General features: G+C 71.5%; 17 protein-coding genes. 8 read left to right on the top strand and 9 right to left on the bottom strand.

All coding sequences use genetic code 11. From position 1 onward, the window contains the following. The first annotated feature begins 72 nt into the window (after window positions 1-72). From CLV71_RS02545 to CLV71_RS02535, 3 genes are read left to right on the top strand one after another with little or no spacing between them, the layout of a single operon-like run. Window positions 73-1,782, top strand: a complete 1,710-nt coding sequence (locus tag CLV71_RS02545; RefSeq protein WP_133900888.1) for a class I mannose-6-phosphate isomerase — start codon at window positions 73-75, stop codon at window positions 1,780-1,782. Beyond that, entirely contained in the window at window positions 1,779-2,807 is a 1,029-nt protein-coding gene (locus tag CLV71_RS02540) for a LacI family DNA-binding transcriptional regulator (RefSeq protein ID WP_133900887.1), read from the top strand. Before CLV71_RS02545 ends, CLV71_RS02540 begins: the two co-directional genes overlap by 4 nt. Continuing rightward, complete coding sequence (locus CLV71_RS02535) at window positions 2,804-3,667, top strand: ROK family protein (RefSeq protein ID WP_133900886.1); 864 nt, start codon at window positions 2,804-2,806, stop codon at window positions 3,665-3,667. The genes CLV71_RS02540 and CLV71_RS02535 overlap by 4 nt, the downstream gene beginning before the upstream one ends. A 210-nt stretch (window positions 3,668-3,877) precedes the next feature. Here the strand turns inward: CLV71_RS02535 and CLV71_RS02530 are convergent, their stop codons facing one another. After that, window positions 3,878-4,744, bottom strand: a complete 867-nt coding sequence (locus CLV71_RS02530) for an LLM class flavin-dependent oxidoreductase (protein ID WP_133900885.1) — start codon at window positions 4,742-4,744, stop codon at window positions 3,878-3,880. Window positions 4,745-4,858: 114 nt separating this feature from the next. On the opposite strand from CLV71_RS02530, the gene CLV71_RS02525 reads away from it, so the two are divergent. Beyond that, a complete protein-coding gene (locus CLV71_RS02525; RefSeq protein WP_243866186.1) occupies window positions 4,859-5,431 on the top strand; it encodes a TetR/AcrR family transcriptional regulator in 573 nt (190 codons plus the stop codon). Window positions 5,432-5,442: 11 nt separating this feature from the next. Here CLV71_RS02525 and CLV71_RS02520 read toward each other — a convergent pair whose 3' ends face one another. After that, on the bottom strand, window positions 5,443-6,003 hold the full coding sequence (locus CLV71_RS02520; protein ID WP_133900883.1) for a DUF4232 domain-containing protein: 561 nt from the start codon (window positions 6,001-6,003) through the stop codon (window positions 5,443-5,445). 261 nt (window positions 6,004-6,264) lie between these two features. On the opposite strand from CLV71_RS02520, the gene CLV71_RS02515 reads away from it, so the two are divergent. The 3 genes from CLV71_RS02515 (at window position 6,265) to CLV71_RS02505 (ending at window position 9,576) form a co-directional block, all read left to right on the top strand. Then, window positions 6,265-6,957 (top strand): GAF domain-containing protein, encoded by a 693-nt coding sequence (locus CLV71_RS02515; RefSeq protein WP_133900882.1) that lies wholly within the window; start codon window positions 6,265-6,267, stop codon window positions 6,955-6,957. Continuing rightward, window positions 6,930-7,406, top strand: coding sequence for a hypothetical protein (locus CLV71_RS02510; RefSeq protein WP_133900881.1), 477 nt, complete (start codon window positions 6,930-6,932; stop codon window positions 7,404-7,406). Before CLV71_RS02515 ends, CLV71_RS02510 begins: the two co-directional genes overlap by 28 nt. A 355-nt stretch (window positions 7,407-7,761) precedes the next feature. After that, window positions 7,762-9,576: a diguanylate cyclase domain-containing protein gene (locus tag CLV71_RS02505; protein WP_166663887.1), complete on the top strand. Its 1,815-nt coding sequence runs from the start codon at window positions 7,762-7,764 to the stop codon at window positions 9,574-9,576. Here the strand turns inward: CLV71_RS02505 and CLV71_RS02500 are convergent. From CLV71_RS02500 to CLV71_RS02470, 6 genes are all read right to left on the bottom strand, one after another. Continuing rightward, window positions 9,573-10,100 (bottom strand): hypothetical protein, encoded by a 528-nt coding sequence (locus CLV71_RS02500; protein WP_133900879.1) that lies wholly within the window; start codon window positions 10,098-10,100, stop codon window positions 9,573-9,575. The two genes, CLV71_RS02505 and CLV71_RS02500, sit on opposite strands and share 4 nt — an antisense overlap. A gap of 79 nt (window positions 10,101-10,179) precedes the next feature. Next, window positions 10,180-10,683, bottom strand: a complete 504-nt coding sequence (locus tag CLV71_RS02495) for an SRPBCC family protein (protein WP_133900878.1) — start codon at window positions 10,681-10,683, stop codon at window positions 10,180-10,182. Window positions 10,684-10,759: 76 nt separating this feature from the next. Then, on the bottom strand, window positions 10,760-11,656 hold the full coding sequence (gene nrfD / locus CLV71_RS02490) for an NrfD/PsrC family molybdoenzyme membrane anchor subunit (protein ID WP_133900877.1): 897 nt from the start codon (window positions 11,654-11,656) through the stop codon (window positions 10,760-10,762). Beyond that, a complete protein-coding gene (locus CLV71_RS02485; protein ID WP_133900876.1) occupies window positions 11,653-12,543 on the bottom strand; it encodes a 4Fe-4S dicluster domain-containing protein in 891 nt (296 codons plus the stop codon). The genes nrfD and CLV71_RS02485 overlap by 4 nt, the downstream gene beginning before the upstream one ends. Further along, a complete protein-coding gene (fdh, locus tag CLV71_RS02480; RefSeq protein WP_243866184.1) occupies window positions 12,540-15,761 on the bottom strand; it encodes a formate dehydrogenase in 3,222 nt (1,073 codons plus the stop codon). Before fdh ends, CLV71_RS02485 begins: the two co-directional genes overlap by 4 nt. 145 nt (window positions 15,762-15,906) lie before the next feature. Next, the gene (locus tag CLV71_RS02470; protein ID WP_133900874.1) at window positions 15,907-16,209 is read right to left on the bottom strand and encodes a hypothetical protein; all 303 of its coding nucleotides are present in this window, start codon (window positions 16,207-16,209) and stop codon (window positions 15,907-15,909) included. Window positions 16,210-16,481: 272 nt separating this feature from the next. On the opposite strand from CLV71_RS02470, the gene CLV71_RS02465 reads away from it, so the two are divergent. Next, window positions 16,482-19,823: a S8 family serine peptidase gene (locus CLV71_RS02465; RefSeq protein WP_133900873.1), complete on the top strand. Its 3,342-nt coding sequence runs from the start codon at window positions 16,482-16,484 to the stop codon at window positions 19,821-19,823. Window positions 19,824-19,876: 53 nt separating this feature from the next. On the opposite strand, the gene CLV71_RS02460 is transcribed toward CLV71_RS02465, so the two are convergent. Then, entirely contained in the window at window positions 19,877-23,596 is a 3,720-nt protein-coding gene (locus tag CLV71_RS02460) for a PKD domain-containing protein (protein ID WP_133900872.1), read from the bottom strand. Window positions 23,597-23,862: the final 266 nt, after the last annotated feature.

The raw sequence follows: 23,862 nt of genomic DNA, 5'->3' as shown, positions 1-23,862 counted from the left end.
GTAACAGTGAATGAAGGCAATACTCACAGATAGGCTTTGCGTTATCGGTAACGGTCGGTAGAGTCACGCATCGTGTCGACCTCGTCCCCGTACGACCCCCTGCCCTACTACCCGCCCGTGACCGGCGCGGTCCGGCTCGGCTGGGCATCCGCGCTCGCGACCCTGCCCGCCGACGCACGCGTGCTCGCGATCGACGGCCCCGCGGTGCTCGACTGGGACCACGTGGCCAAGGCCGTGGTCGCGGCGCTGCCCGGGCCCGTCGACGTCGTCGACCTGCGGACGGCCGGCCTGTCGTGGGCCGAGGTGGAGCGGCGCACCAGGACGGCGACGCTCGCCGACGACCCGGACTTCGAGGCCCTCGCGTCCGGGTCGCTGGCCGACCTGCTGGACCACGCGAAGCTCCCCACCGGGCCGGTCGCGTCAGGGGTGCGGGTGCTCGTCGGCCCCGGTGCCGCGCTCGTGGGCGACCCGGACGTGGTGTGGTGGGCCGACCTGCCGAAGCGCTTCGCCGAGGCGGCCGTCGGCGCGGGCACCGGCCGCAACCTGTTCGCGCCCGCCGACGTCCCGGCGACCACGCGGCGCCTGTTCTACGTGGACTGGCCTCTGCTCGACCGGCACCGGGACGCACTCGCGGACCGGTTCGACCTGTGGCTCGACACCCGTGAGGTGGAGAACCCGACCTGGCTCGACGGGCCCTCGCTGCGTGCCACCTGCGCCGCCCTCGCCAGGCGGCCGCACCGCACCCGGCCGACGTTCAACACCACGCCGTGGGGCGGGCAGTGGGGCCGTCGCTCGCTCGGCCACAACCCCGATGCCGAGAACAGCGCGCTCGGCTACGAGCTGATCGCGCCGGAGAGCGGCGTGCTGGTCGGCGAGACCCCGGACGTCGGCGTCGAGGTGCCGTTCCAGCTGGTCGTGGCGCTCGCGCCGGTGGAGGTGCTCGGCCAGGACGTGCACGAGCGGTTCGGCACGTCGTTCCCCATCCGCTTCGACTACCTCGACACCGTGGACGGCGGGAACCTGTCCGTGCACTGCCACCCCAGGTCGACGTACATGCGGGAGGTGTTCGGCTGGCCCTACACCCAGCACGAGACCTACTACCTGATGCTCGGCAGCGAGGAGAACACGGTGTTCCTGGGCCTGCGTGACGGCGCGTCCGTCGCGGAGTTCCAGAAGGCGGCCCGGCTCGCGAACACCGAGGCCGTCGGGTTCGACATCGGACGGTTCGTGCAGACCTTCCCCGCGACCCCGCACCAGCTGTTCCTCATCCCGGCGGGCACTCCGCACGGCAGCGGGCGTGGCAACGTGGTGCTGGAGGTCAGCGCGACGCCGTACCTGTACTCGCTGCGGTTCTACGACTGGCTGCGCCGGGACAGCGGGGACCGCCAGCGGCCAGTGCACGTCGACCACGCGTTCCGCAACCTCGACCCCGAACGGGCGGGCGCGGCGGTGTCCGAGCGGCTCGTGCAGCAACCCCGGCGCGTCGGCGGCGGCGAGGGGTGGCACGAGGAGCTGATCGGCGCCCTGCCGGAGATGTTCTTCGAGGTGCTGCGACTGTGTGTCGAGCCGGGCGCGACCGCCGAACAGGACACGGCGGGCCGGTTCCACGTTCTCAACGTGGTCGAGGGCGAACGCGTGATACTGCTTACCGAGAACGGGGACGAACATCAGCTGGGCTATGCCGAGACGATCGTCGTACCGGCCGCGGTCGGCCGGTACACGGTGCGGGGTCTCGGCGGACGTCCGGCACGGGTGGTGAAGGCGAACGTGACACGGACATGACCAAACCCAAGCCGGACCGCCCGTCCGGGGTGACGATGCGCGACGTCGCGGCCCGGCTGGGGGTGAGCGCGATGACGGTGTCGCGTGCGATCCGGGGGGACAGCGGCATCGCGGAGCCGACGCGGCTGCGGGTGCTCGCGGAGGTGGAGGCGCTCGGCTACCGGCGCAACGACCTGGCGCGGCAGTTCCGGACGGGTTCCGCGCACGAGCTGGTCGGCCTGGTGGTCACGAACCTGGCGAACCCGTTCTACTCACAACTGGCCGTCGGGGTGGAGGAGGTGGCGACCAGGCACGGCGTCGGGGTGCTCGTCGCCAGCACGAACGGCGAGCTGGACCGGGAGCGCGAGCTGGTCATGGACATGGCAGGCAGGCGGATCGCAGGCCTGATCGTGGTGCCTGCGAGCAACGACCACGGCCACCTGGACCCGGCCGGGCTGGAGGGCGCGCCGGTGGTGCTGGCCGCGACCCCGCCGAGGGGGATCGACGTGGACTGCGTGTTCGTCGACGACTTCAACGGCACGTACGAGGCGTGTCGGCAGCTGATCGGGCGGGGGCACGAGCGGATCGGCTTCCTGGGGCTGCCCGCGTCGCTGTGGACGGGCTCGGAGCGCTACCGGGGCTACGCGGCCGCGATGGAGGACGCGGGGTTGGCGGTGGACGAGCAGTACGTGAGCAGGCACCGGGGTGACATCTCGCTGGCGGAGGAGGCGACCAGGCGGATGCTCGCGCTGCCCGCGCCGCCGACGGCGTTGATCACCGCGAACAACCGGAACACGGTCGGTGCGCTGCGGATCCTGCGGCACAGCCCGAACCCGGTCGCGCTGGCGGGTTTCGACGACATCGAGCTGGCGGACCTGTTGCAGCTGCCGCTGTCGGTGGTGGCCTACGACGCGGCGGACGTCGGGCGCGAGGCGGCAAGGCTGTTGTTCGGGCGGATCGAGGACACCGGGGTGACCAAGGTGGGACGACAGCAGGTCATCATCCCGACGCGGGTGATCGACTACCCGCGCCCGGAGCGGGGATGACGGGCCTGCCCGCGCTGGAGATCGGCGGTTCGCACGTCACGGCGGCATTGGTGGACCCGGTGACGGGCGAGGTGGGTCCCCGGGTGCGTCGGTCACTGGACGGGGACGCGCAGGCACCGGTGTTGCTGGCGGCGATCGCGTCGGCGGGGTTGTCGGTGTGCCCTGGCGGGGGGTGGGGCGTGGCCGTTCCCGGGCCGTTCGACTACGAGGCGGGGGTGGGGCGGTTCGCCGGGGTCGGCAAGTTCGCGGCGCTGAACGGGGTCGACGTGGGTGCCGGGTTGCGCGCACGGCTCGGGGGTCCGGTGCGTTTCGTGAACGACGCGGTGGCGTTCGGGCTCGGCGAGTGGCGCTGGGGTTCGGCGCGGGGGCACGCCAGGGCGGTGGGTGTCACGCTGGGGACGGGCATCGGGTCGTCGTTCCTGGCCGACGGCCGGCCGGTCACGGCGGGTACCGAGGTGCCACCGGAGGGCCGGGCCGACCTGCTGAGGATCGACGGTGTGCCGCTGGAGGACGTGGTGTCCGGGCGGGCGGTCGTGTCGGCCTGCCGAGCGGCGGGCGGCTCGCCAGCGACGGTGGCGGACGTACTCGCGGCGGCCGGCGCGGGCGACCCGGCGGCGCGGGCGGTCGTCGACCGCACGTACCACCTGCTCGGCGCCGCCCTGTCCCCGTGGCTGACCACCTTCGAGGCGACGATCCTGGTGGTGGGCGGCGGGATCAGCGCGGCGTGGGACCTGGTGTCGCCGCCACTGCGCCGGGGGCTGGCCACGGACGTGCCGGTGGTCCGCGCGGCGGACACGGAGGCCGCCGCACTCCGGGGCGCCACACAGTACGCGGTGGACAGAACGAGGACGCACCGCTAACACCGCGCATTCTCCAGGCGACGCCCCAGCCATATCGCCAAGCGTTGATCGACATGGGCGGAACGCGTGCTCGATCTGGGCGCCGCGTCGATGCCGTTCCGGTACGACGCGCACATCACGTTCTACTCGTCGGACGCGGTGGACCCGGAAGCCCTCGAGTTCCGGCAGAGCACGATCGGCACCGAGACGTCCGCCCCGAACCCGGCCCGGCTAGACGGACGCGCCGATCAGCTCGTCGGCCACCCAGTGGGCCACGCCCGTGGGGAAGGGTGACGGGAGGCCGAAGACGAGGTGGGAGAAGCCGGCCCCGGTCGCGGCGGTGACCGCCTTCCGGGTGGTCGCGGGGTCGTCGTAGGAGACGGGGACGAACAGCGAGCGGGTGATCGACGCCGGGTCGCGGCCGATGTCGGCGCAGTAGCGGTCCAGCAGGGCGCTGCGGTCGACGGCGTCGGACAGCTCACCGCCCGGCATGTTCCACACGTCGGCGTGCTCGGCGACCACCCGCAGCGTCCGGGACGACCGCCCGCCGATCAGGATCGGGGGGTGTGGGCGCTGGACCGGCTTGGGGTTGCCGTACGCACCCGTGACGTCGACGTGCGCCCCGTGGAAGTCGAACGGCTCCTCCTGCGTCCACAACCGGCGGATCACCGTGCACGCCTCGGCGAGACCCGCCACCGCGTCCGCGGCGTCGTGGTACGGCAGCCCGTGTGCGTCGTACTCGCGCCTGGCCAGTGGGTGGCTGGGGCGGGAACCCGCGCCGATGCCGAAGTCGAGACGGCCACCGGAGACGATGTCGACCGTCGTCGCGATCCTGGCCAGCATCGCGGGTGGGCGGAACCGGTTGCTGGTCACCATCACGCCAAGCCGCAGCTTGCGGGTGTGGGCCGCGAGGGCCGAGAGCAGCGTCCAGCCCTCGAGGATCGGGCCGGCCGGGTCGCCGCCGATCGGCATCAGGTGGTCGAACACCCATGCGTGCTCGATCCGAGGGACCTCGTCCGCCTCGCGCCAGACGCGCAGGATGTCCTCGTACGCCACCTGCATGGGAGCGGTCATGATGCCGAAACTCGTCCTGGACATGGTCCTCCGCCTGGTCGTCACGCCGCCGCCCATGACATCATGAGCAAACGGAACGTTGCTCCGTAAATGATATGGAGCAACGTTCCGTTTAGCAAGCGTGCGAGGGAGCGGCGTGTGACCGAACCGGCCAGGGCCAAGCGGGCCGATGCCCGGCGCAACGAGAGGACCCTGCTCGACGCCGCCGCCGCGGTCTTCGTCACCTCGGGCGTCGAGGCGCCGGTGCGTGACATCGCGGCCAGGGCGGGCGTCGGCATGGGCACGATCTACCGCCACTTCCCGACCCGCGCGGACCTCATCATCGCCGTGTACCGCCACCAGGTGGAGGCCTGCGCCGACGCGGGGCCCGCACTGCTGGCCCCCGGTACGAGCCCGCACGCCGCGCTCGGGCAGTGGATCGACCTGTTCGTCGACTTCCTGGTCACCAAGCACGGGCTCGCCGCCGTCATGCAGTCCGGCGACCCCGCCTTCGACACCCTCCACGCCTACTTCCTCGCCCGCCTCGTGCCCGTGTGCGGCCTGCTCCTCGACGCCGCCGCCTCGGCGGGTGAGATTCGCGCCGACCTGGCGCCCCACGAGCTGATGCGCGGCGTCGGCAACCTCTGCGTCGGCAACGACGACCAGTACGACGCCCGCAGGCTGGTCGAGGTCCTCGTCGCGGGCCTACGCCTGCCACCGGCGGGAGCCTGACGCGGGCGGCGTCACTCGGTCGGCGCGGTGCCCCGCGTCAGCGGACCGACGTCGATCGTGTGGGTCGCAGGCACGGCGTCGACCGGGCCCAGCGTCCACGGCAGCGTCACCGACGGGTCGATCGGGTCACCGTGCGGGTTCGACGCGGCGGGCGCGGTCACGCTGATCCCGTTGGGCGTCTCCTGCTCGTCCGGCGCCTCGATGCCGGTCCAGTGCAGCTGGACGTAGGCGGACGAGCCGTTGCTCAGCGCCACGCCTGGCGCGTCGTCGGGCGCCTCGTTGTCGATCAGCACGTCACGTGCGCCGACCAGCGTCACGGGCAGCCTGCCGGGCAGTGCGCAGCGCTCCCCCACCTTGCCGGTCAGCTGGATCGCGGCGTACCGGTTGCCCGCCCCCGCGCCGCCGTACACGAGCCGCGCCGTGAACTGGTTCGAGGTGCACGGCAGGACGGACGAGCCGTCACCCGGCGTTGCGGCGTCGGCCGTGCCCCCGGCCACCACCCCGGCTACGCCTGCCGCACCGGCGAGCGCGGCGGCGGTGAGCGTGCGGCGAATCGTCGTACGCGTCGTCATCGAGATCTCCCCTTCCGCTCATCCGGGCGGTCCCCCGCCCGGACTGGCGACCGACGGTCTGCCGATCGCGCTGTAGGAGGAGATGCACGTCCCCCCTCCGGCGATGCCTGATCGTGGGATGGGCCACCCGAAAGCAACCCCCCACCGTCGCCGACGTCCGGACCTGCGGGAAGAGAGCGTCAGGATCCACAGGAAGTGTCACCAATCCGCCTGCCGACCGGCTCCGAAACACCCTCGCGGGGCTACACACGGGAGGCGACGATGGACGAGCGACGCAACGCGGGCTTATGGCGGCTGGTGGCCGGGGGAAGCGAGGACGACGACGTCTGGGACCGCGTCCGGCTCGCGTGCGAGATCGTCGTCCACCACGTGAACGTCGACGCGGCCGCGGTGACGATCGTCTGCGGTGAGTTCGGGGTCGTGATGGCCACCGACGAGTGGGCCGACCGGCTGGAGGACTACCAGCACACGCTCGGCGAGGGGCCCGGGGTCGAGGTCGTCCGGTCCGGGCTCGCGGTGCTGGTGCCGGACACCCGCGCGAGGCGGCACCTGTGGCCCGCCTTCTCGGAAGGGGCGGTCGCCGGTTCGCTCGCCGCGGTCTTCGCGTTCCCGGTGACCGACACCGACGCGAACACCATCGGCGCGCTGACCCTCTACCGGCGCTCTGGGGGCGCGCTGACATCCAGGGAACTACGCCATGTCGCCGTCATGGTCGGGTTCGTCGCGAAGCTGATCGAGCTCAACGACGGCCCGCTCGACGTGAATCTCAAACAGGACCGCTACACGACGATCAGCGCGGCCACGAAGCTGCTCGCCAACCGCCACGAGATCGACCCCAACGACGCGCTGGCGCTTCTGCGCGCCCACGCCTACGCCCACGACCGCCCGCTCAACGCGATCGCGGCGGCCGTCCTGACAGAGGAGCTGTGGTCGACCTCGCTCGACGACGACTGACCGCGACCGGAATTCGTGCGGGATTCCTGGAAACCGGCGGGGCCTCGTCGAGTTCCTCGCGAAGAATGTCGTCGATCTTCGCCGACGCCCTGCGCAGTGCGCGTCGGACGACCAGGACCAGCGTCACGGCCACCGCGCTCGCCACCAGCGGCCAGATCGCCGCGGCCGGCGAGCCATGCCAGGTCGCCAGTGCCGCCACGAGGCAGAGGCCCAGCACGACCGACCAGGCCACCCTGGAGATCGTGTGCGTCGAATACCGACCCGCCGGCCTCGTCACGGTTCTCATGCGTATACCTTTGCCTTCCATCCGCGTTCTCGAACGCGACACCCGTGAGGGCGTCGACCTCTTCTCCACTTCGCGGACAGTGGACAGATCGCCGGGATTCTCGATCCTGTTACTTGTTCACCAAGCAACTAGGTTTGGACTCTCCGTAACCGACCATTGGTGAAACGCCTGATGCCGACTACGCACAGTGAGAGTTCCGAATAGTTCGTGAAGCGGGTTCAAAGATTTCAGGTGAGTAAAGCATGGTCAACCCACAGTGGCAGTCTCACCCGAATGAGTTAATGGAAAGTTCTCGGCGACTCGGCCGTCGGTTCCGACCATAGCGTACCGCGCGACCGCGCGGGAAACCCCCGATAGGGCAGCCCAACATCACTTTGATGCAGGCAATGGGTACGGATTTACCCGGAGCAACACCCAATCGAGTGATAAACGCCAGTCGATTAGCTGAGTGGATTATGCTTGCCCTCTTTGCAGGGGGCGTGGGTCGACGATCGAGGTAGCTTGTGCCGGAGGCTGACGTGGCACCGCAGTTGGTGGACTCGGTACGCCGGTGGGCCGCGGCCTTACGCGACACCGACGCAGGCTCCCCCGAGGCGGAGTCGGTAATTCACGGCATCTCGGTCGAGATCGACGCGGGCCGGGAACGCTCCCGCCGCGACGCCGACGACCGGTTCGCCGCGTTCTACCACCACTGCCCCGTCGCCGTCGTGCTCGTCGGCACCGCGGGCCTGGTCGCCGCCGTCAACCCGGCCTTCCTCGAGCTGGCCGACGTCGACGAGCGTGACGTGACCGGCACGCACGCGGAGGCACTCGGCGCGGGCGACCGCGACCGGGCCGTCCTGCGCAACACCCTCACCCAGGTGACGCCCGAGCGCCGGGTCCAGGAGCAGGTGCGGATCAACGCGGCAGGCAACCAGGCCAGACCGGTCCGGCTGACCGCCGCGGCGCTCCCCGGAACCGACGCCACGTACCCGATCCTCATGTTCGAGGACCTGTACGAGCTCAACCAGCTGCGCGAGACGTTCCAGTACCAGGGGCTGCACGACCCCCTGACGGGCCTGCCCAACGGCACGCACCTGCGCTCCAGGCTGGAGGCCATGCTCTCCGGCGGCGTACGGGAACACGTCGCGCTGCTGTACCTGGACATCGACGGGTTCAAGGTCGTCAACGACGGGTTCGGCGCGGAGGTGGCCGACCAGGTGCTGCGCGGGGTGGCGGCGACCCTGCGGGGCGTGTTCGCGGACGGGTTCGTCGCGCGGCTGTTCGGCGACGAGTTCGCCGTGGCCCTGCGCGGCGACCTCTCGCCGGCCTCCGTCGTCGAGCTGGCCGAGCAGACCCTCGCGGAGCTGGCCGACCCCCAGTACGTCGACGACGTCGGCATCGGGGTGAGCGCCAGCATCGGCATCGTGGTCACCGACGTACCCGGCCCCGACCACGACGAGGTGATGCACTCCGCCGACGTGGCCCTGCACCGGGCGAAGGACCTCGGCAAGGCCCAGTGGGTGCTGTTCGACCCGCAGGTGGGCGGGGCCGACCGCGACCGGTACCGGCTCGCGTGCGCCATCGCGGGCGCGCTGGAGACCGGCGAGATGACGGTGCGGTACCACCCGCACGTCGTGCTGCCGGACGCGCGGATCGTGACCTCGGTGAACGCGGCGCTGTGCTGGGAGCACCCCACGCTGGGCACCCTCCGCGCCGAGGAGTTCTACCCGCTCGCCGAGACGACCGGCATGACCGTGCCGCTCGGCAGGTACCTGCTCGCCGAGGCACTCGCCACGAGTGCCGACTGGCGGGCCAGGTTCGGTACCGACGCCCCGATGGTGTGCCTCACCCTGCCCAGGCGCATGGCGATCGACGGCGACCTCGTCGGCATGGTCCGCGCCGAGCTGGACCGCAACGGACTCGACCCGAGGCACGTCATGCTCTGCGCCGACGCGCAGTCGCTGCTGGATCCCAGGGGCGACCTCATCGACTCGATCGGGCACCTGGCCCGGCTCGGCGTGCTGTTCGTCCTCAACGTCACCGGCCTGCCGGAGCTGGAGCTGGTGCCCGCCCACCAGGTGCCCGCACCGGCCGTCATGCTGACCGGCCAGCTCGTCAGGGACCTCGGCGTCGACCGGCCGCCGCGCTGGGCCGGCCGCAACGTCCGTCAGCTCGTCGAGCGCGCCGAGGAGCTGGGCGTCAAGGTCGGCGCCCACGGCGTCCGCTCCGAGGAACACGCGCGCCTGCTGTTCGACCTCGGCGTGGTCGTGGCCGCCGGCCCGTACCTGCCGGAGCACCTCACCCGCGAGGAGGCCGAGATCTGGGTCGGCCGCGCCTTCTCCGCGGACTAGGCGACCGGTTCCCCGCTGCCGCCGAAGACCTCCGTCACCGCCGACGTGCGCAGCCGCTCGACCTGTGTCGCCTGGTCGTCCGCACGTTGGAGCAGCCGGTCGAAGCGGGCCGTCTCCAGCCGGGGATCGGTGGCGGCGCGTGCGCGCAGTGTCCGCCAGACCGCGGCCTTGCCCTCGATGCCGAGCCGGAGCATTTCCAGTTCGAGCACACGGGACAGTGGCGAGCGGGACAGCACGTGGCCGTTCGGCTTGAGACGGCCGCCCTTCTCCGCGAGCCAGCCGAGCCAGACCTTGTACTGGCGGATGGGAATGTCCAAAGTGGATATCACGTCCATGAGCGCGTCCCGGTCCTCGGCGATCTCGCCCGCCAGGCGGGACATCACGGGCGTGTCGACCTCGTCGTCGGACGCGCCCGCGAGGCGCTTCGCCAGCTCGACCCCGGCCGTCGCACCGGCGAGGTGGTCGTTGAGGTACACGCCGAGCAGGTTGTCGTTCCTGGCAATCGTGGTCGTCTGTGTGGTCATGGTGGAGTCGTACCCGGTGACCGCCCACCTACGCGCCACACCGCGGCGCGGTGCGCCGCGGTGTGGCAGTTTTCGAGCATCAGAGCGGGTTCATGCCGCCGGTACCGGGCGGGGGCACCTCACCCTGCTGCGGCGCGCGGTCGACGTCGCCGCGCCAGCCGCCGGTCTCGCCGTGGCCCTCGATGAACTCCTTGAACCGGTCCAGGTCGCCCTGGATCCGGTGGCCGACGACGCCGAGCGCCGAGCCCGCCTTCTCCGTCAGCGACTCCGGCTCGTACTCCATCTGCAGGTGGACGCGGGTCGTCCGGTCGTCGAGACGGTGGAACGTCACCACGCCGGCGTGCTGCGGGCCGTCGACCGACCGCCACGCCACTCGCTCGTCCGGGTGCTGCTCGGTGATCTCGGCGTCGAACTCACGGGTCACGCCGCCGATGGTCGTCTTCCAGTGCGTCCTGGTCTGCGACTCCTGCGTGATCCGGTCCACGCCCTCCATGAACGACGGAAACGACTCGAACTGCGTCCACTGGTTGTAGGCGGCGCGCACCGGAGCCACGACATCGACCGACTTCTCAATGGTCGTCACGAAAAATCCTCCTCGTTCCCTGGTTCGCGTACTCGGGTCGGTTACCCGGGGATTTCCGAACGACACCTCCCGGATGTCAGCCGAGTCGCCGCCGCTGCGGCACGACCGTGTACTTCGGGTCCTTCGTCGAGGCCACGCCCGCCTCGAACACCCCGAACCGCGCCAGCGCGCTGCCCGCCAGCAGGGCGAGGCCGGACGCGACCGCGGCCACCCGGCTGCGGCGGGCCACGGTCGCCGCGCCCAGTGCCCCCGCGAGCGTCAGCCGCTCGGCCCACGTGCGCAGCCGGTGGGCACGGCCCGTCGTGTACGCCTCGGCAACCATCCCGAGGCGCCGCTCGACCAGCCGGGACGCCACCAGCTCCGCCCCGGCACCCACGACACCGAGCCTGCGGGCGGGCCCGGCCTGCGCGAGCGGCGCGCACACCATGCCCAGGCCCGCGCCGCTCGCGGCGGCCGAGCCGGTGAACACGAACGGCAGCTGCCGGTGGGCCTCGTTCCAGGCGGGCACCGCGGTGTGGGACAGCAGCACGGCCGTGTAGGACGCGACACCGGGTGCGACCGCCGCCGCCCACAGCCCGGCAGGCCGCGCGACCAGGCGCACCACCCGGTGCGGCAGCACCTCGGCCAGGGCCGCGAGCCCCGCGCCGGGTCCGTAGGCCACGAGCAGCCACGTGCCGACGCTCATCGGCGAGGTCGGCTTCGCCACGCGCAGCATGTTCACGAACCGTGCGGGTCTGCCGAGGTCGGTCACCAGGAAGTACATGCTGACCGCCAGCCCGCCCAGCGCGCCGAGGCGGCCGGCGCGCCGCAGCGCGGGCCGCCCGGTCAGGTCCGCGCCCGCGGCGAGTGCGGCGGCACCCGCGGACAGGCCGCCGGTGAACAGGTAGGCCGCGATCTTCCACTCCCACACCGGCGGCTTGAGCACCGGCCGGCCGTAGTAGGACCGGAACTCGGCCTCTGGCACCACCGTCATCGCCCGCGCCTCCCGATGAACGCCGTCGCCGCCGCCATCACGAACGCACCGGCGGCCACGGCCGCGTGACGCCACATCGAGCCGGCGTCCCTGGTCGGCACCACCGGGTCCGGCGGCAGGCCGTACACCTCGGGGTCGTCGAGCAGCAGGAAGAACGCGCCGTCGCCGCCGACCCCGTCGTCCGGATCGGCGCCGTAGAGCCTGGCCTGGGTCGTGCCTTCCTCGTGCAGGTGCGCGACGCGTTCGTTCGCCCGCGCCCGCAGCTCGTCGAGCGGTCCGAACTGGATGGAGTCGGTCGGGCACGCCTTGGCGCACGCGGGTTCCAGCCCGTCGCCGAGCCGGTCGTAGCAGAGCGTGCACTTCCACGCGCGACCGTCGCCCTCGCGGCGGTCGATCACCCCGTACGGGCAGGCGGAAACGCAGTAGCCGCAACCGTTGCAGATGTCGGACTGCACCACGACGCTGCCGAACTCGGTGCGGAACAACGCACCCGTCGGGCACACGTCGAGGCAACCCGCGTGGGTGCAGTGCTTGCACACGTCCGAGGACATCAGCCAGCGGAAGTCCTCACGCTCCCCCTCCCCCGTCGCACCGGGCAGCTCGAACGAGGGCAGCCCGAGGTCGACGGGTGCGCCGGGCTGCTCGACGAACGCCACGTGCCGCCACGAGTCGGCGCCGAGGCTGCCGGTGTTGTCGAAGGACATGCCCAGCAGGTCGAACCCGTCGTCGGGGACGCCGTTCCACTCCTTGCAGGCCACCTCGCACGCCTTGCAGCCGATGCAGACCGAGGTGTCGGTGAAGAACCCGACGCGCTCGGGGTGGTCCTCGTGCCCCGCGTCGCCCGCCGGGTCGGCGAGCGGCCCGAACCAGCTGTGCCGGCCTGTCATGTGGGCTCCTCCGTGGTCACGCACGCCCTGCGGCGGTAGTCCTCGAGGTAGTCGAGCAGTGCCGGCCCGGTCGGTCTGCGGCCCGGCCGCACGTCGCAGGTCAGCACCTTGCTCTCCTGGATGAACACGTTCGGGTCCACGAACGCCCCGATCAGGTCGTTGACGACGTCACCGGTCACCAATCCGGTGTTCCCCCAGTGGTAGGGCATCCACACCTGGTGCACGACCCGGCCGCCGACCCGCAGCGGCGTGAGCCGTTCGGTCACGAACACGCGTGCCTCCACCGCCGCACGGGTGGTCACCACGTGCGCCCAGCCGAGGTGGGTGAGCCCGCGCTCGGCGGCCAGCGCGGGCGAGACCTCCACGAACAGCTCGGGTTGCAGCTCGGCGAGGTAGGGCAGCTGCCTGCTCATGCCGCCCGCGGTGTGGTGCTCGGTCAGCCGCGCGGCCGTGAACACGAACGGGAAGACCTCGCTGTGCGCCGCTGGTGGCGACGGGTTCGCGGGGTTGTCCGGCCTGCCGTACACCTTGCGGACGGGGTTGCTCTGCTGGCCGTACAACGCGTTGCGGACTGGCGACTCGTGCGGCTCGTAGTGCGTCGGCAGCGGGCCGTCGGACAGACCGCCCGGCGCGAACAGCCATGCCTTGCCGTCGGCCTGCATGATGAAGGGGTCGTCGCCGTGCAGGGCGTCCGGGCCGACCGCGCCCTCCTCCGGCCGGAAGCCCGGGGGCTTCGTCGGCTGGAAGTCGGGCACGTCGCGGCCGGTCCACTTCTCCTCCTCGGCGTCCCACCACACGAGCTTCTTGCGCTCGCTCCACGGTCTGCCCTCGAGGTCGGCCGACGCGCGGTTGTAGAGCACGCGCCGGTTGGCAGGCCAGGTCCAGCCCCACTCCGGCTCGTAGTGGCCCTGCTCGTCGTGCGGTTTGCGGCGTGCGGCCTGGTTCACCCCGTCCGCGTACACGCCCGCGTAGATCCAGCAGCCGCACGACGTGGTGCCGTCCGGTTTCAGCTCGGTGTAGGCGTTGACGGGCTTGCCGGTGGTCAGGTCGACGCCGTTGATGCGGCGCAGCACGTCCTCCGCCGACGGCTCGTCGCCCTCCATCTCGTAGTCCCAGGTGACGTCCAGCAGCGGCCGGTCGCGCTCGTCGGTCGAGCCGGCCAGCCGCTCACGCAGCATCCGGCCGAGGTGGTAGACGAACCACAGGTCGGAGCGCTGGTCGCCGCGCGGCTCGACGGCCTTGTCCCGCCACTGCAGCATCCGCTGGGTCTGGGTGAACGAGCCGGACTTCTCCACGTGCGCGGAGGCCGGGAAGAAGAACACCTCGGTCCGGCACGTCTCCGGGGTCAGCTCGCCCGTGGCGACCTCCGGGCCGTCCTTCCAGAACGTCGCGCTCTCGATCATGGCGAGGTCGCGCACCACCAGCCAGTCGAGGTTGGCGAGGCCGCGGCGCTGGAGCCGGGCGTGTGCCGAGCCGACCGCCGGGTTCTGACCGAGGAGGAGGTAGCCGGAGATCTTCCCGTCGGCCATGTCCATGGCGGTCCGGTAGGTACCGTGGTCGCCGCTGATCCTCGGCAGGTAGTCGAAGCACCAGTCGTTGTCCTTCGTGGCCTTCTCGCCCCAGTACTCCTTGAGCAGCGAGACCACGTAACGGTCGGCGCAGTACCAGAAGCCCTTCTGGCCGTGGCCCTTGATGCTGTCCAGGTAGTGCCCGAGGTCCTCGTGGGAGGTGTCGGGCATCGGCAGGTAGCCGGGCAGCAGGTTGAACAGCGTCGGGATGTCGGTGGAGCCCTGGATGTTCGCGTGGCCGCGCAGTGCGTAGAGGCCGCCGCCCGGCCTGCCGATGTTGCCGAGCAGCAGCTGGATGATCGCGCCCGCGCGGATGTTCTGCGGCCCGGTGGTGTGCTGGGTCCAGCCGACGCTGTAGACGAGCGCGCCGGTGCGCTCGCGGCCCGAGTTCGACGTCCACGCGTCGCAGACCCGCTGGAACTGCTCCACGGGCACGCCGCAGATCTCCGCGACCTTCTCCGGGGTGTAGCGGGCGAAGTGTCGCCTGAGGATTTGGAAGACGCAGCGGGGGTGGGTGAGCGTCGGGTCGTTGGCGATCGGCCCCGCGCCGGTCTCGAGCACCGGGCCGCCGGAGCCGTGCTGGTAGGGCGCCGAGGTCTCCTTGTCCTTGCCGCCGGGGCTCTCGTCGGGTGCCAGGCTCTCGTAGTGCCAGCTCGCGGTGTCGTAGGAGCCGCTCGCGGGGTCGTAGCCGCTGAACAGCCCGTCGAGGTCCTCGGTGTCGGCGAAGCGCTCGTCGACGAGGAACGCGGCGTTGGTGTAGGCGACGACGTACTCACGGAAGTACAGGTCGTTGGTCAGGATGTGGTTGACCACCCCGCCGAGGAACGCGATGTCCGAGCCCGCACGCAGCGGGACGTGGAAGTCGGCGACCGCGCTCGTCCTGGTGAAGCGGGGGTCGATGTGGATGACCTCGGCGCCCTTGGCCTTGGCCTCCATCACCCACTGGAAGCCGACCGGGTGTGCCTCGGCCATGTTCGACCCCATGATCACGACGCAGTCCGCGTTCGCGAGGTCCTGCTGGTAGTCCGTCGCGCCACCGCGACCGAAGGAGGCACCCAGACCGGGCACCGTGGCGGAGTGTCAAATACGGGCCTGGTTCTCGATCTGGACCGCGCCCATGGCGGTGAAGAGCTTCTTGATCAGGTAGTTCTCCTCGTTGTCGAGGGTCGCGCCGCCGAGGCCCGCGATGCCCATGGTCCTGGCGAGCTTGTTCCCGTCCTCGTCGTGGTCCTGCCAGCCCTTGCGGCGTGCGTCGAGGACGCGGTCGGCCACCATCTCCATGGCCTCACCGAGGTCGATGCGCTGCCAGTCGGTGGCGTAGGGCGCGCGGTAGAGGACGTGCTCCTCCCGCTGCGGGCCCGTGACCAGCTGCATGCTCGCCGAGCCCTTGGGGCAGAGCCTGCCGCGGGAGATCGGCGAGTCCGGGTTGCCCTCGATCTGCACGACCTGCCTGTCGCGGACGTAGACGTTCTGCGCACACCCCACCGCGCAGTACGGGCAGATGGACGCGACGACCTCGTCGGCGGTGGCCGTCCTGGCGGTCAGATCCCCGGTCCTGGCCGACGTGGCGGCGGCGCCACGGCCGAGCCGGTCGGCGCCGGTCAGCTGCCGCAACACCGGCCACGACCGCACCCACCCCATGACGCCCATGCAGCTCCTCCAGCCGAAGACGACCGCGCGCCCGTGATCTACCCTGCTCCACTCCCGCCGAAACCACCAGTCGGGCGCGGTGCCGCAGGCAGGCACCCCCAGGAACCGGCCGGCGGCGCGCTCACGCGGCAGGCACGCGGGGTTCTCACGGCACCTCCGCCGACGGGGCGTGCGGCGTCTCGTCGGTCCAGCCGCTGGACAGCACCGCGCTGTAGTAGTTCTTCAACCCCGACCCCCGGACCGTGAGCAGCGTGCCGTCTGCGGCCAAGACGAGCTCCGTGGTCAGGCGGGACTCGCCGTCCCCGGAGGTGAACCTGACGGCGGTGCCCTCGCGGCCGAGCGGGTCCGTGACCGGGCCGACGTGCTCGACGCCGTCGACCTCCGCGATGAGGCGCAGTGCCGCGGCCTGCGTCCTCGGCGGCGCCGGGTAGTCGGCGAGCAGTCTCACATCCTCTTGCCCGAAGGCACCGGCACCCTTCTTGCCCCGTCCCGGGCGGGTTGCGCCCTGGGCTCCCGTTGGCGCGGTTTGGCTTTGTTGGGTATTGGTTGCCGCATTTGGGTAAGACAGCTGACAGATTTCCGCCATCTGCGGTCTTGTGCATTCCGCCGCAACTGGCGATAGTCACGCCGTTACAAAGGGAATGGGCCACGCGTGCGCGGGCCGTTGCGTCGGGGCGGATTTACCTTAATTTACCCAGCCGTGGGAATTGTGGAGTGCAGATGCGGCGTTCTTTCCGATACTCATGCGCCATCGCCGTCGCGGTGGCCACCTCGACCGCGCTCGCGGTCGCGGCGGGCCCACCGGCCGGCGCGGCGCCGCCGACCGACGACTCGGGGCCGCAGTCGGTCATCGTGCTGCTGAAGGACCAGTTACCGAGCGCCCCGGCGTCCAAGGGCGACTCGAACACCCGCCGCGACCGTGCGACGAGCGCGCAGGACACCGTGCTCGGCAGGCTCGCCGGTGCGAAGCCGACCAGGGTCAAGCACTTCACCCTCGGCAACGCGTTCGCCGCGACCGTGACCGCCGACCAGGCCGCCGCGCTGGCGCAGGACTCGGCCGTCGCCTCGGTGCTGCCCGACCGCGAGGTCACACTGCCCGAGACCACCACCCCCACGGCACCGGTCTCGGGTGCCCCGGCACAGCAGCCGACACCCGGCTCGGCCGCCCAGGGCCAGATCTGCCCGACCGACCCCGCGCACCCGCTGCTGGAGCCCGAGGCGCTGACCTCGATCCGCGCGGCGAGCACCGACGGGTCCAAGAGCGCGGCGGACCTCGCCGACGGCCACGGCGTGAAGGTCGCCTTCCTCGCCGACAACATGGACCCGAACTACGCCGACTTCATCCGGCCGGACGGGTCGCACGTGTTCACCGACTTCAAGGACTTCTCCGGGGACGGCCCGAACACGACCGACAGCGGCGCCGAGGCCTTCGGTGACGCGTCCTCGATCGCGGCGCAGGGCGTCGTGGTGCACGACCTGTCGCAGTTCGTGAACCAGGCGCACCCGCTGCCGGCGGGCTGCAACATCGTGGTCAAGGGCGTCGCGCCGGGCGCGAGCCTGGTCGGCCTAAACGTGTTCGGCTCGACGGCGACGAACTCCGCCGTGCTGCAGGCCATCGACTACGCGGTGACCGTCGCGCACGTCGACGTGATCAACGAGTCGCTCGGCCTGAACGAGTACCCGGACCGCAGCTCCCGCGAGCTGTTCCAGGCGTTCAACGACCAGGCCGTCAAGGCCGGCGTGGCCGTCGTCTGCTCCACCGGCGACGCGGGCATCACCTCCACCATCGGCAGCCCCGCCACCGACTCGCTCGTGATCTCCGCCGGCGCGACCACGGACAACCGGCTCTACGCGCAGACCGCGTACGCCGCGTTCCCGTTCTCCAACGGCAAGTGGGTGAGCGACAACATCTCCGCGCTGTCGTCCTCCGGGATCACCATGGACGGCAGGACGATCGACCTCGTCGCGCCGGGTGAGGGCAACTGGGCGGACTGCTCGCCCGCCTACGCGGAGTGCGTCAACTTCAGGTCACCGCCGGAGCCGACGGACCTCGAGTCCTTCGGCGGCACCAGCGAGTCCGCGCCGCTGACCGCGGCCACCGCCGCGCTGGTCATCCAGGCCTACCGGGGCAGCCACCACGGCAAGTCGCCGTCGCCCGCGCTGATCAAGCAGATCCTCACCAGCACCGCCCGCGACATCGGCCTGCCCGCCGACGAGCAGGGCGCCGGGCTGCTCGACGCGCGTGCCGCCGTCGAGGTCGCCGCGGGGATCGGCTCGAACATCGTGCTCTCGACCGACCAGGTCACCCTCGAGGGCGCGCCGGGCAGCACCAAGTCCGGCTCGGTGAAGGTGACGAACACGGGCAACCACGCGGTCACCGTCGACACCGGCGCCCGCACGTTCGTCCAGCAGTCGGCGCACCGCCAGACCGTGCCGTTCGACTCGAACACGCTGCCGCCGTTCACCTACTACAACGGCCAGACCTGGGTCGCGGAGAAGGTCAGCTTCAGTGTGCCCGGCGGCGCCGACCGGCTGTTCGCGAGGATGGCCTGGCAGGGCAACCCGGCGGTGGTGCGGCTGACGCTGCTGGCGCCGGACGGCACGTTCGTCGCGAACAGCCGCCCGCAGGGCGGCGCGGCGACGGCGAACTACGCCAACGTCGACGTCCGCTCGCCGAAGGCGGGCACGTGGACCGCGGTCCTGTACTCGCTGGCCGGGCCGACCGGGTACAGCGGCCCGATCATCCTGGACACGAGCACGCAGCGGGCGGCGCCGTACGGGCACGTCACCCCGTCGGTCCGGCTGGGTGCCGGCGAGACGAAGTCGGTGAGCTTCAGCCTGAGGACGCCGGACGCGGGTGGCGACGCCGACTACTCGCTCACGTTCGGCACGTCCGAGGGCCAGCACGCGACGGTGTCCGCCGTGGTGCGCAGCCTCATCCCGACCCCTGGCCGGTTCAGCGGCACGATCACCGGCGGCAACGCCCGCGCGGTGTCCCCCGCCCAGACGTTCAGCTACGAGTTCGACGTGCCACGCGGCAAGAAGGACCTGGACATCGGGCTCACGCTCTCCGACCCGGGTTCGCTCGTGGACATCGTGCTCGTCGACCCGAACGGCGAGCTGGCCGACGTGAACAGCAACCTGTCGCTCCGCACGCCGACCACGGTGTCGCAGGGCGGCACGGTGCAGACCTACGACGCGAAGCCGCTCGCGGGTCGGTGGCACCTGGTGCTGGTCGTGCAGAACCCCGTGACAGGACAGGAGATCGAGCAGCCGTTCCACGGCACGGTCGGCTTCGACCAGCTGTCCGTGCGGGCGAACGGCCTCCCGTCCGGTGACAGGCTGACGGCCGGGCACGCGGTGACCGTGCCGGTGGCCGTGCGCAACACGGGTGTCGAGCCGATCGCGGTCGGCGTCGACCCTCGGACCAACCGCGAGCAGACGCTGACCCCGGTCGCGATCCAGGGCAGCAACGTCGTGGACCTCCCCGAGGACCCGAGCACGGCGCCGGTGTACCTGACGCCGCCGGACACGAGCCGCCTCACGGTGTCGGCGACCTCGTCGCTGCCCGCGCAGCTCGAGCTGCAGGGTTCCGCGGCGGGCTTCGACCTGTTCGGTGACCTGAAGGCCGCACAGCACGGCGCGACCACCTCGGTGGCGACCGTCGGCGAGCGGGACGGCTATGTCAGCAAGGGCATCTGGTTCAGCTCGCTGCAGGAGATCGGTCCGTTCGGCGACGAGGGCGCCCAGCCGGGTCAGGGGACCTACACCCCGTCGATGCGCACCGCGGGCTTCGACGCCTCGGTGACGTCGTCGACGGGTGACCCGTTCGACCTGTCCGTCGACCCGAACGGCGTCGGCGGCACCCCGACGGTCATCCAGCCGGGTCAGACCGCCACCATCCAGGTGACGATCACCCCGGCCGGGCACCGGGGCGACAGCATCGAGGGCCACCTCAACCTGGTGACCGTGCCGGTGCTCCCGACCGGCGTGACCGCGCTGCCGTTCTACGGCACCGGCGAGGTGATCTCGGTCCTGCCGTACAGCTACCGGATCAGGTAGCGACACGAGAAGCCGGGGATGGCCAAGGCGGCCACCCCCGGCTTTTCGTGCGCTCAGCCGACTCGGCAGCCCGCCAGGATGATCTCCTGGCCCAGCAGCGTCCTGACGCGGATCGCGTACTGGAACAGCTCACCGGTCGGCGTGGTCACCGTCTGGTTGTAGTAGACGGTCGCCACCAGCGGGATCGTGATCGAGCCGCTGCCGCCGCCGATGGGCTTGCCGTTGATCGTGCCCACCTCCGACGAGCCCGTCAGGCCGGTCGGGCCGGCGAGGCAGGTGCTCTCGATCGTGCTGATCGAGATGACGCCGCCCAGCAGGCTCGCGTTCGCCACCGAGGCGGTCGCCCGCGTGACACCCGTGGTCGGCGACACCGTGCACGCCGCGTTCAGCGTGCCCAGGTTCACCACCGCCGGGACGTTCAGGCCGACCTGCGTCAGCGTGGCGTCCGGCGGGCAGACCGCGTGCGGGGTCTTGGCGATGGTCACCGGGCCGCCCGCGCCCACCGCCCACGCCTCGCCCGTCACGAAGACGACCACCTGGACGGTGTCGGTGCCCGCGCCACCGTCGTCGTCGGTGACGGTCACGGTGATCGTGTGCGGGCCGAGCACGGTGAAAGCGTGCGCGGCGGCGCAGGTCCCGCCCGCGACCGTGCCTGCCACGGGCGCGGTGCCGTCACCGAAGTCCACCGCGCACGTGTGCGTGTCGTTCGCACCCGCGTCGGTGTACTGCGCCGTCACCGCGACCTCGTCGCCGCGCTCGAACAACGCGCCTTCCGCCGGTGCGGTGATCGTGACGACCGGCGCCACGTTGGCCACGGTCAGGGTGGCCGTCGCCGTCACCGGTGCGTTGACGCCGTCGTCGGCGGTCAGCCGCAGCGTGAACGTGCCGTTGTCCGTGCACGTCACCGTGGTGGTCACGGTGTCGCCGACGGCACACGTCGTCCCCCCGTCGACACCAGCGCCCGGCTCGACCGTCCACGTCGTGGTCAGGTCGGGCCCGTCCGGGTCGGTGACCTCACCCGTGACGGCGATCGCGGCGCCCTCCTGTCCGGAGTACGGGCCACCCGCGTCCACCACCGGCGGGGCGTTGACCACCACGGCCACGACGTCGGTCGCCGAGGCGCCGTCGTCGTCGAACACGGTCACCAGCACGTTGTGCGTGCCGGGCACGGTGAAGCCGTGGCTCGCCGTGCACGTGTCGTCGTCGACCGCGCCGTCGACGACCGGGGTGCCGTCGTCGAAGTCGACCGTGCACGTGTGCGTGTCGTTCGCGCCGGGGTCGGCGAAGGGCGCGGTGAGCGGCACGACCGCGCCGAGTGCGACCACGACCCCGTCGGGCGGTGTGGTGATCTCGACCGCCGGCGCCTGGTTGAACAGGGTGAGCGTCGTGGTCACCGCGACCGGGTCGTTCAGGCCGTCGTCGCCGGTCAGGGTCAGGGTGTACGTGCCGTCGTCGGTGCAGGTCACCGTGGTGGCCACCGCGCCGGCGTCGGCTAGGTCGCAGGTCGCGCCCGCGTCGATGTCCCCGCCCGGCGTGACCTGCCAGGTGTGGGCCAGGTTCGGGCCGTCCGGGTCGGTGACCTCGCCCGCGATGGCGATCGGGGTGCCCTCCTGCCCGGAGTACGGACCGCCCGCGTCCACGACCGGCGCCGAGTTGACGACGACCTGCACGGTGTCGGTGCCCGCGCCGCCGTCGTCGTCGGTGACGGTCACGGTGACCGTGTGCGTGCCGGACGCGGTGAACACGTGGCTCGCCACGCAGGTGTCACCGTCGAGGGTGCCGTTCGCCACGGGGTTGGCGTCGCCGAAGTCGACCGCGCACGTGTGGGTGTCGTTGGCTCCCGCGTCGGCGAGGTCGGCGCTGACGTCCACCGTGGACCCGGCGGGTACGACGACTCCGTTGTCCGGCGCGGTGATCGTGACCACCGGCACCGCGTTCGCCACGGTCACCGCCGTGCTCGCCGTCACCGGCTCGTTCAGCCCGTCGTCGGCGGTCAGCGTCAGCGTGTACGTGCCGTCGTCGGTGCAGGTGAGCGTGGTCGCCAGCGCGTCGGCGTCGGCGATCGCACAGGTCGCTCCCGCGTCCACCCCCGAGGCCGGCGTGATCGCCCACGTGTGGGTCAGGTCCTGCGCGGTGTCGGTCACCACGCCCGTGAGCCCGATCGCGCCGCCTTCCGTGCCGCTGTACGGGCCGCCGGGCTCGACGGCGGGCGGGGCGTCGACGTTCACGGTGACCACGTCCGTCGCCGAGGCGCCGTCGTCGTCGAACACCGTCACCAGCACGTTGTGCGCACCGGGCACGGTGAAGCCGTGGCTCGCCGCGCAGGTGCCCGCGCCGATCGTGCCGTTCGCTACCGGGGAACCGTCGTCGAAGTCGACCGTGCAGGTGTGCGTGTCGTTCGCGCCGGGGTCGGCGAAGTCGGCCGTGATATCCACTGTGGACCCCGCTGCCACGGTGATCCCGCTGTCCGGTGCGGTGATCTCGACCGTCGGCGCCTGGTTGAACAGGGTCAGCGTGGTACTCACCGCGACCGGCGGGTTGAGCCCGTCGGACGCGGTGAGGGTCAGGGTGTACGCGCCGTCGTCGGTGCACCGCACGGACGTGGTCGGGTCGGCGGGATCGTCGACCACACAGGTGGCCCCCGCGTCGACCCCTGCGCCGGGGACGACCGTCCAGCTGACCGTCGTGTTGGGACCGTCCGCATCGGACACCGCGCCCGCGATGGCGACCGGGGCGCCCTCCTGCCCGGAGTACGGGCCGCCCGCGTCGGCAGACGGCGCGGCGTTGAAGGTCACGGTCGCGCAGCCCGGCCGGGATACGCCGGTCACCGCGGTCACGTTCGCGCCGCAGCTCTGGTAGGTGCCGGGTGCGCCTGCTGTCACCGAGACGGTGGCGGAGCACGATGTCTGGCCCGCCGCGAGGTTGCCCGCGACGCTGACCGTGCCCGCCGTGGCCGAGACGGAGCCGCCGGAGCAGTTCGTGCTCGCCGAGCCGGGGACCACGGAGAGCCCGGCAGGCATGGCGTCGGTGAACGACCAGCCGTTCTTGACCGCCAGCTCGTCGGTGTTGGTGAGGGTGTAGGTCAGTGTCGTCGCGCCGCCCTGGGGCACCGTGGTCGGACCGAACGTCCGGTCCAGCTGCGGTGTCACGTCGAGGACGCGGATGTTGTCGATGGAGAAGTCGTTGCCCGCGAAGGCGCCCTGCCCGTTCACCAGCCGCAACCCCATGGCGGAGCCCGCGAACAGCACCGGACCGTTGCTCGTGTAGGTGCCGACGGGGACGCCGTCGATCGTCTGCGGCGGGTTCACGCAGGCCTCGATCGGCGAGCTGAACGTCGGGATCGCCGTGGCGCCGTCCATCAGGTAGAACTTCAGCAGCGAGTGCGCGCCCGCACAGCCGACCTCGGTGACGTCCACCGAGAACGTCAGGAACCGGCTGGTGCCGCTGAGGGGAATGGGCGACGCGGTCTCGACCACCACCTTGTCGGCGCCGACCGGCACGAACGCGGACTCCTCGCCGAGTGCGTGGTTGCCCTGGCCGTTGCCGGCGTAGGCGCCGAGCGTCGCGGCCATGCCCTGGAGGCTGAACCAGCGGCCGTTGCAGCCGGAACCGGCCGGGTCCGGCGCCGCCGCGTTGAGCACCCAGCCGTCGCAGTTCGCGAGCCACGCCGGGTCGGCCTGGTAGGTGGCGTTCACCGGCGGCGCCCCGGTGTAGTCGGTGACCCGGACACCGGTATTACCCGTGCCGTTCTCGAAATCCTCGGTATAAACCACGACCGGCGCCTGCGGAGACCCCGGTGTACCGGGATCGGCGGCGGCCGTTGTGCCGGTCGCCCCGAAAACGACGACGGCGACCGAGGACGCGACCAATGCCGCGGAAATACCACCGGAACCGAAGCGTCTCTGCCATCGAATACTGTCCATGGCAAGCACTCCTCCTCTCACTGGTCATGGAACATGACCCACGTGAGGGGGCGTCGCGAAGGTACAAACCGCCGTTAACCGGGGGCCGGCGGTTGAACAAAGCCGTACCCGTTCGG

The organism is Actinophytocola oryzae (genome assembly GCF_004364325.1).
Classification (GTDB): Bacteria; Actinomycetota; Actinomycetes; order Mycobacteriales; family Pseudonocardiaceae; genus Actinophytocola; species Actinophytocola oryzae.
Note: the sequence above shows the minus strand (reverse complement) of the source record. Positions and strands in the feature narration are given on the sequence as shown.

What these genes read in the sequence shown, in the direction of transcription:
- CLV71_RS02540 (WP_133900887.1), top strand. Translation starts at nt 1,779, where the DNA reads ATGACCAAACCCAAGCCGGACCGCCCGTCCGGGGTGACGATGCGCGAC.
- CLV71_RS02535 (WP_133900886.1), top strand. Translation starts at nt 2,804, where the DNA reads ATGACGGGCCTGCCCGCGCTGGAGATCGGCGGTTCGCACGTCACGGCG.
- CLV71_RS02530 (WP_133900885.1), bottom strand. Translation starts at nt 4,744, where the DNA reads ATGTCCAGGACGAGTTTCGGCATCATGACCGCTCCCATGCAGGTGGCG.
- CLV71_RS02520 (WP_133900883.1), bottom strand. Translation starts at nt 6,003, where the DNA reads ATGACGACGCGTACGACGATTCGCCGCACGCTCACCGCCGCCGCGCTC.
- CLV71_RS02515 (WP_133900882.1), top strand. Translation starts at nt 6,265, where the DNA reads ATGGACGAGCGACGCAACGCGGGCTTATGGCGGCTGGTGGCCGGGGGA.
- CLV71_RS02500 (WP_133900879.1), bottom strand. Translation starts at nt 10,100, where the DNA reads ATGACCACACAGACGACCACGATTGCCAGGAACGACAACCTGCTCGGC.
- nrfD (WP_133900877.1), bottom strand. Translation starts at nt 11,656, where the DNA reads ATGACGGTGGTGCCAGAGGCCGAGTTCCGGTCCTACTACGGCCGGCCG.
- CLV71_RS02485 (WP_133900876.1), bottom strand. Translation starts at nt 12,543, where the DNA reads ATGACAGGCCGGCACAGCTGGTTCGGGCCGCTCGCCGACCCGGCGGGC.
- CLV71_RS02465 (WP_133900873.1), top strand. Translation starts at nt 16,482, where the DNA reads ATGCGGCGTTCTTTCCGATACTCATGCGCCATCGCCGTCGCGGTGGCC.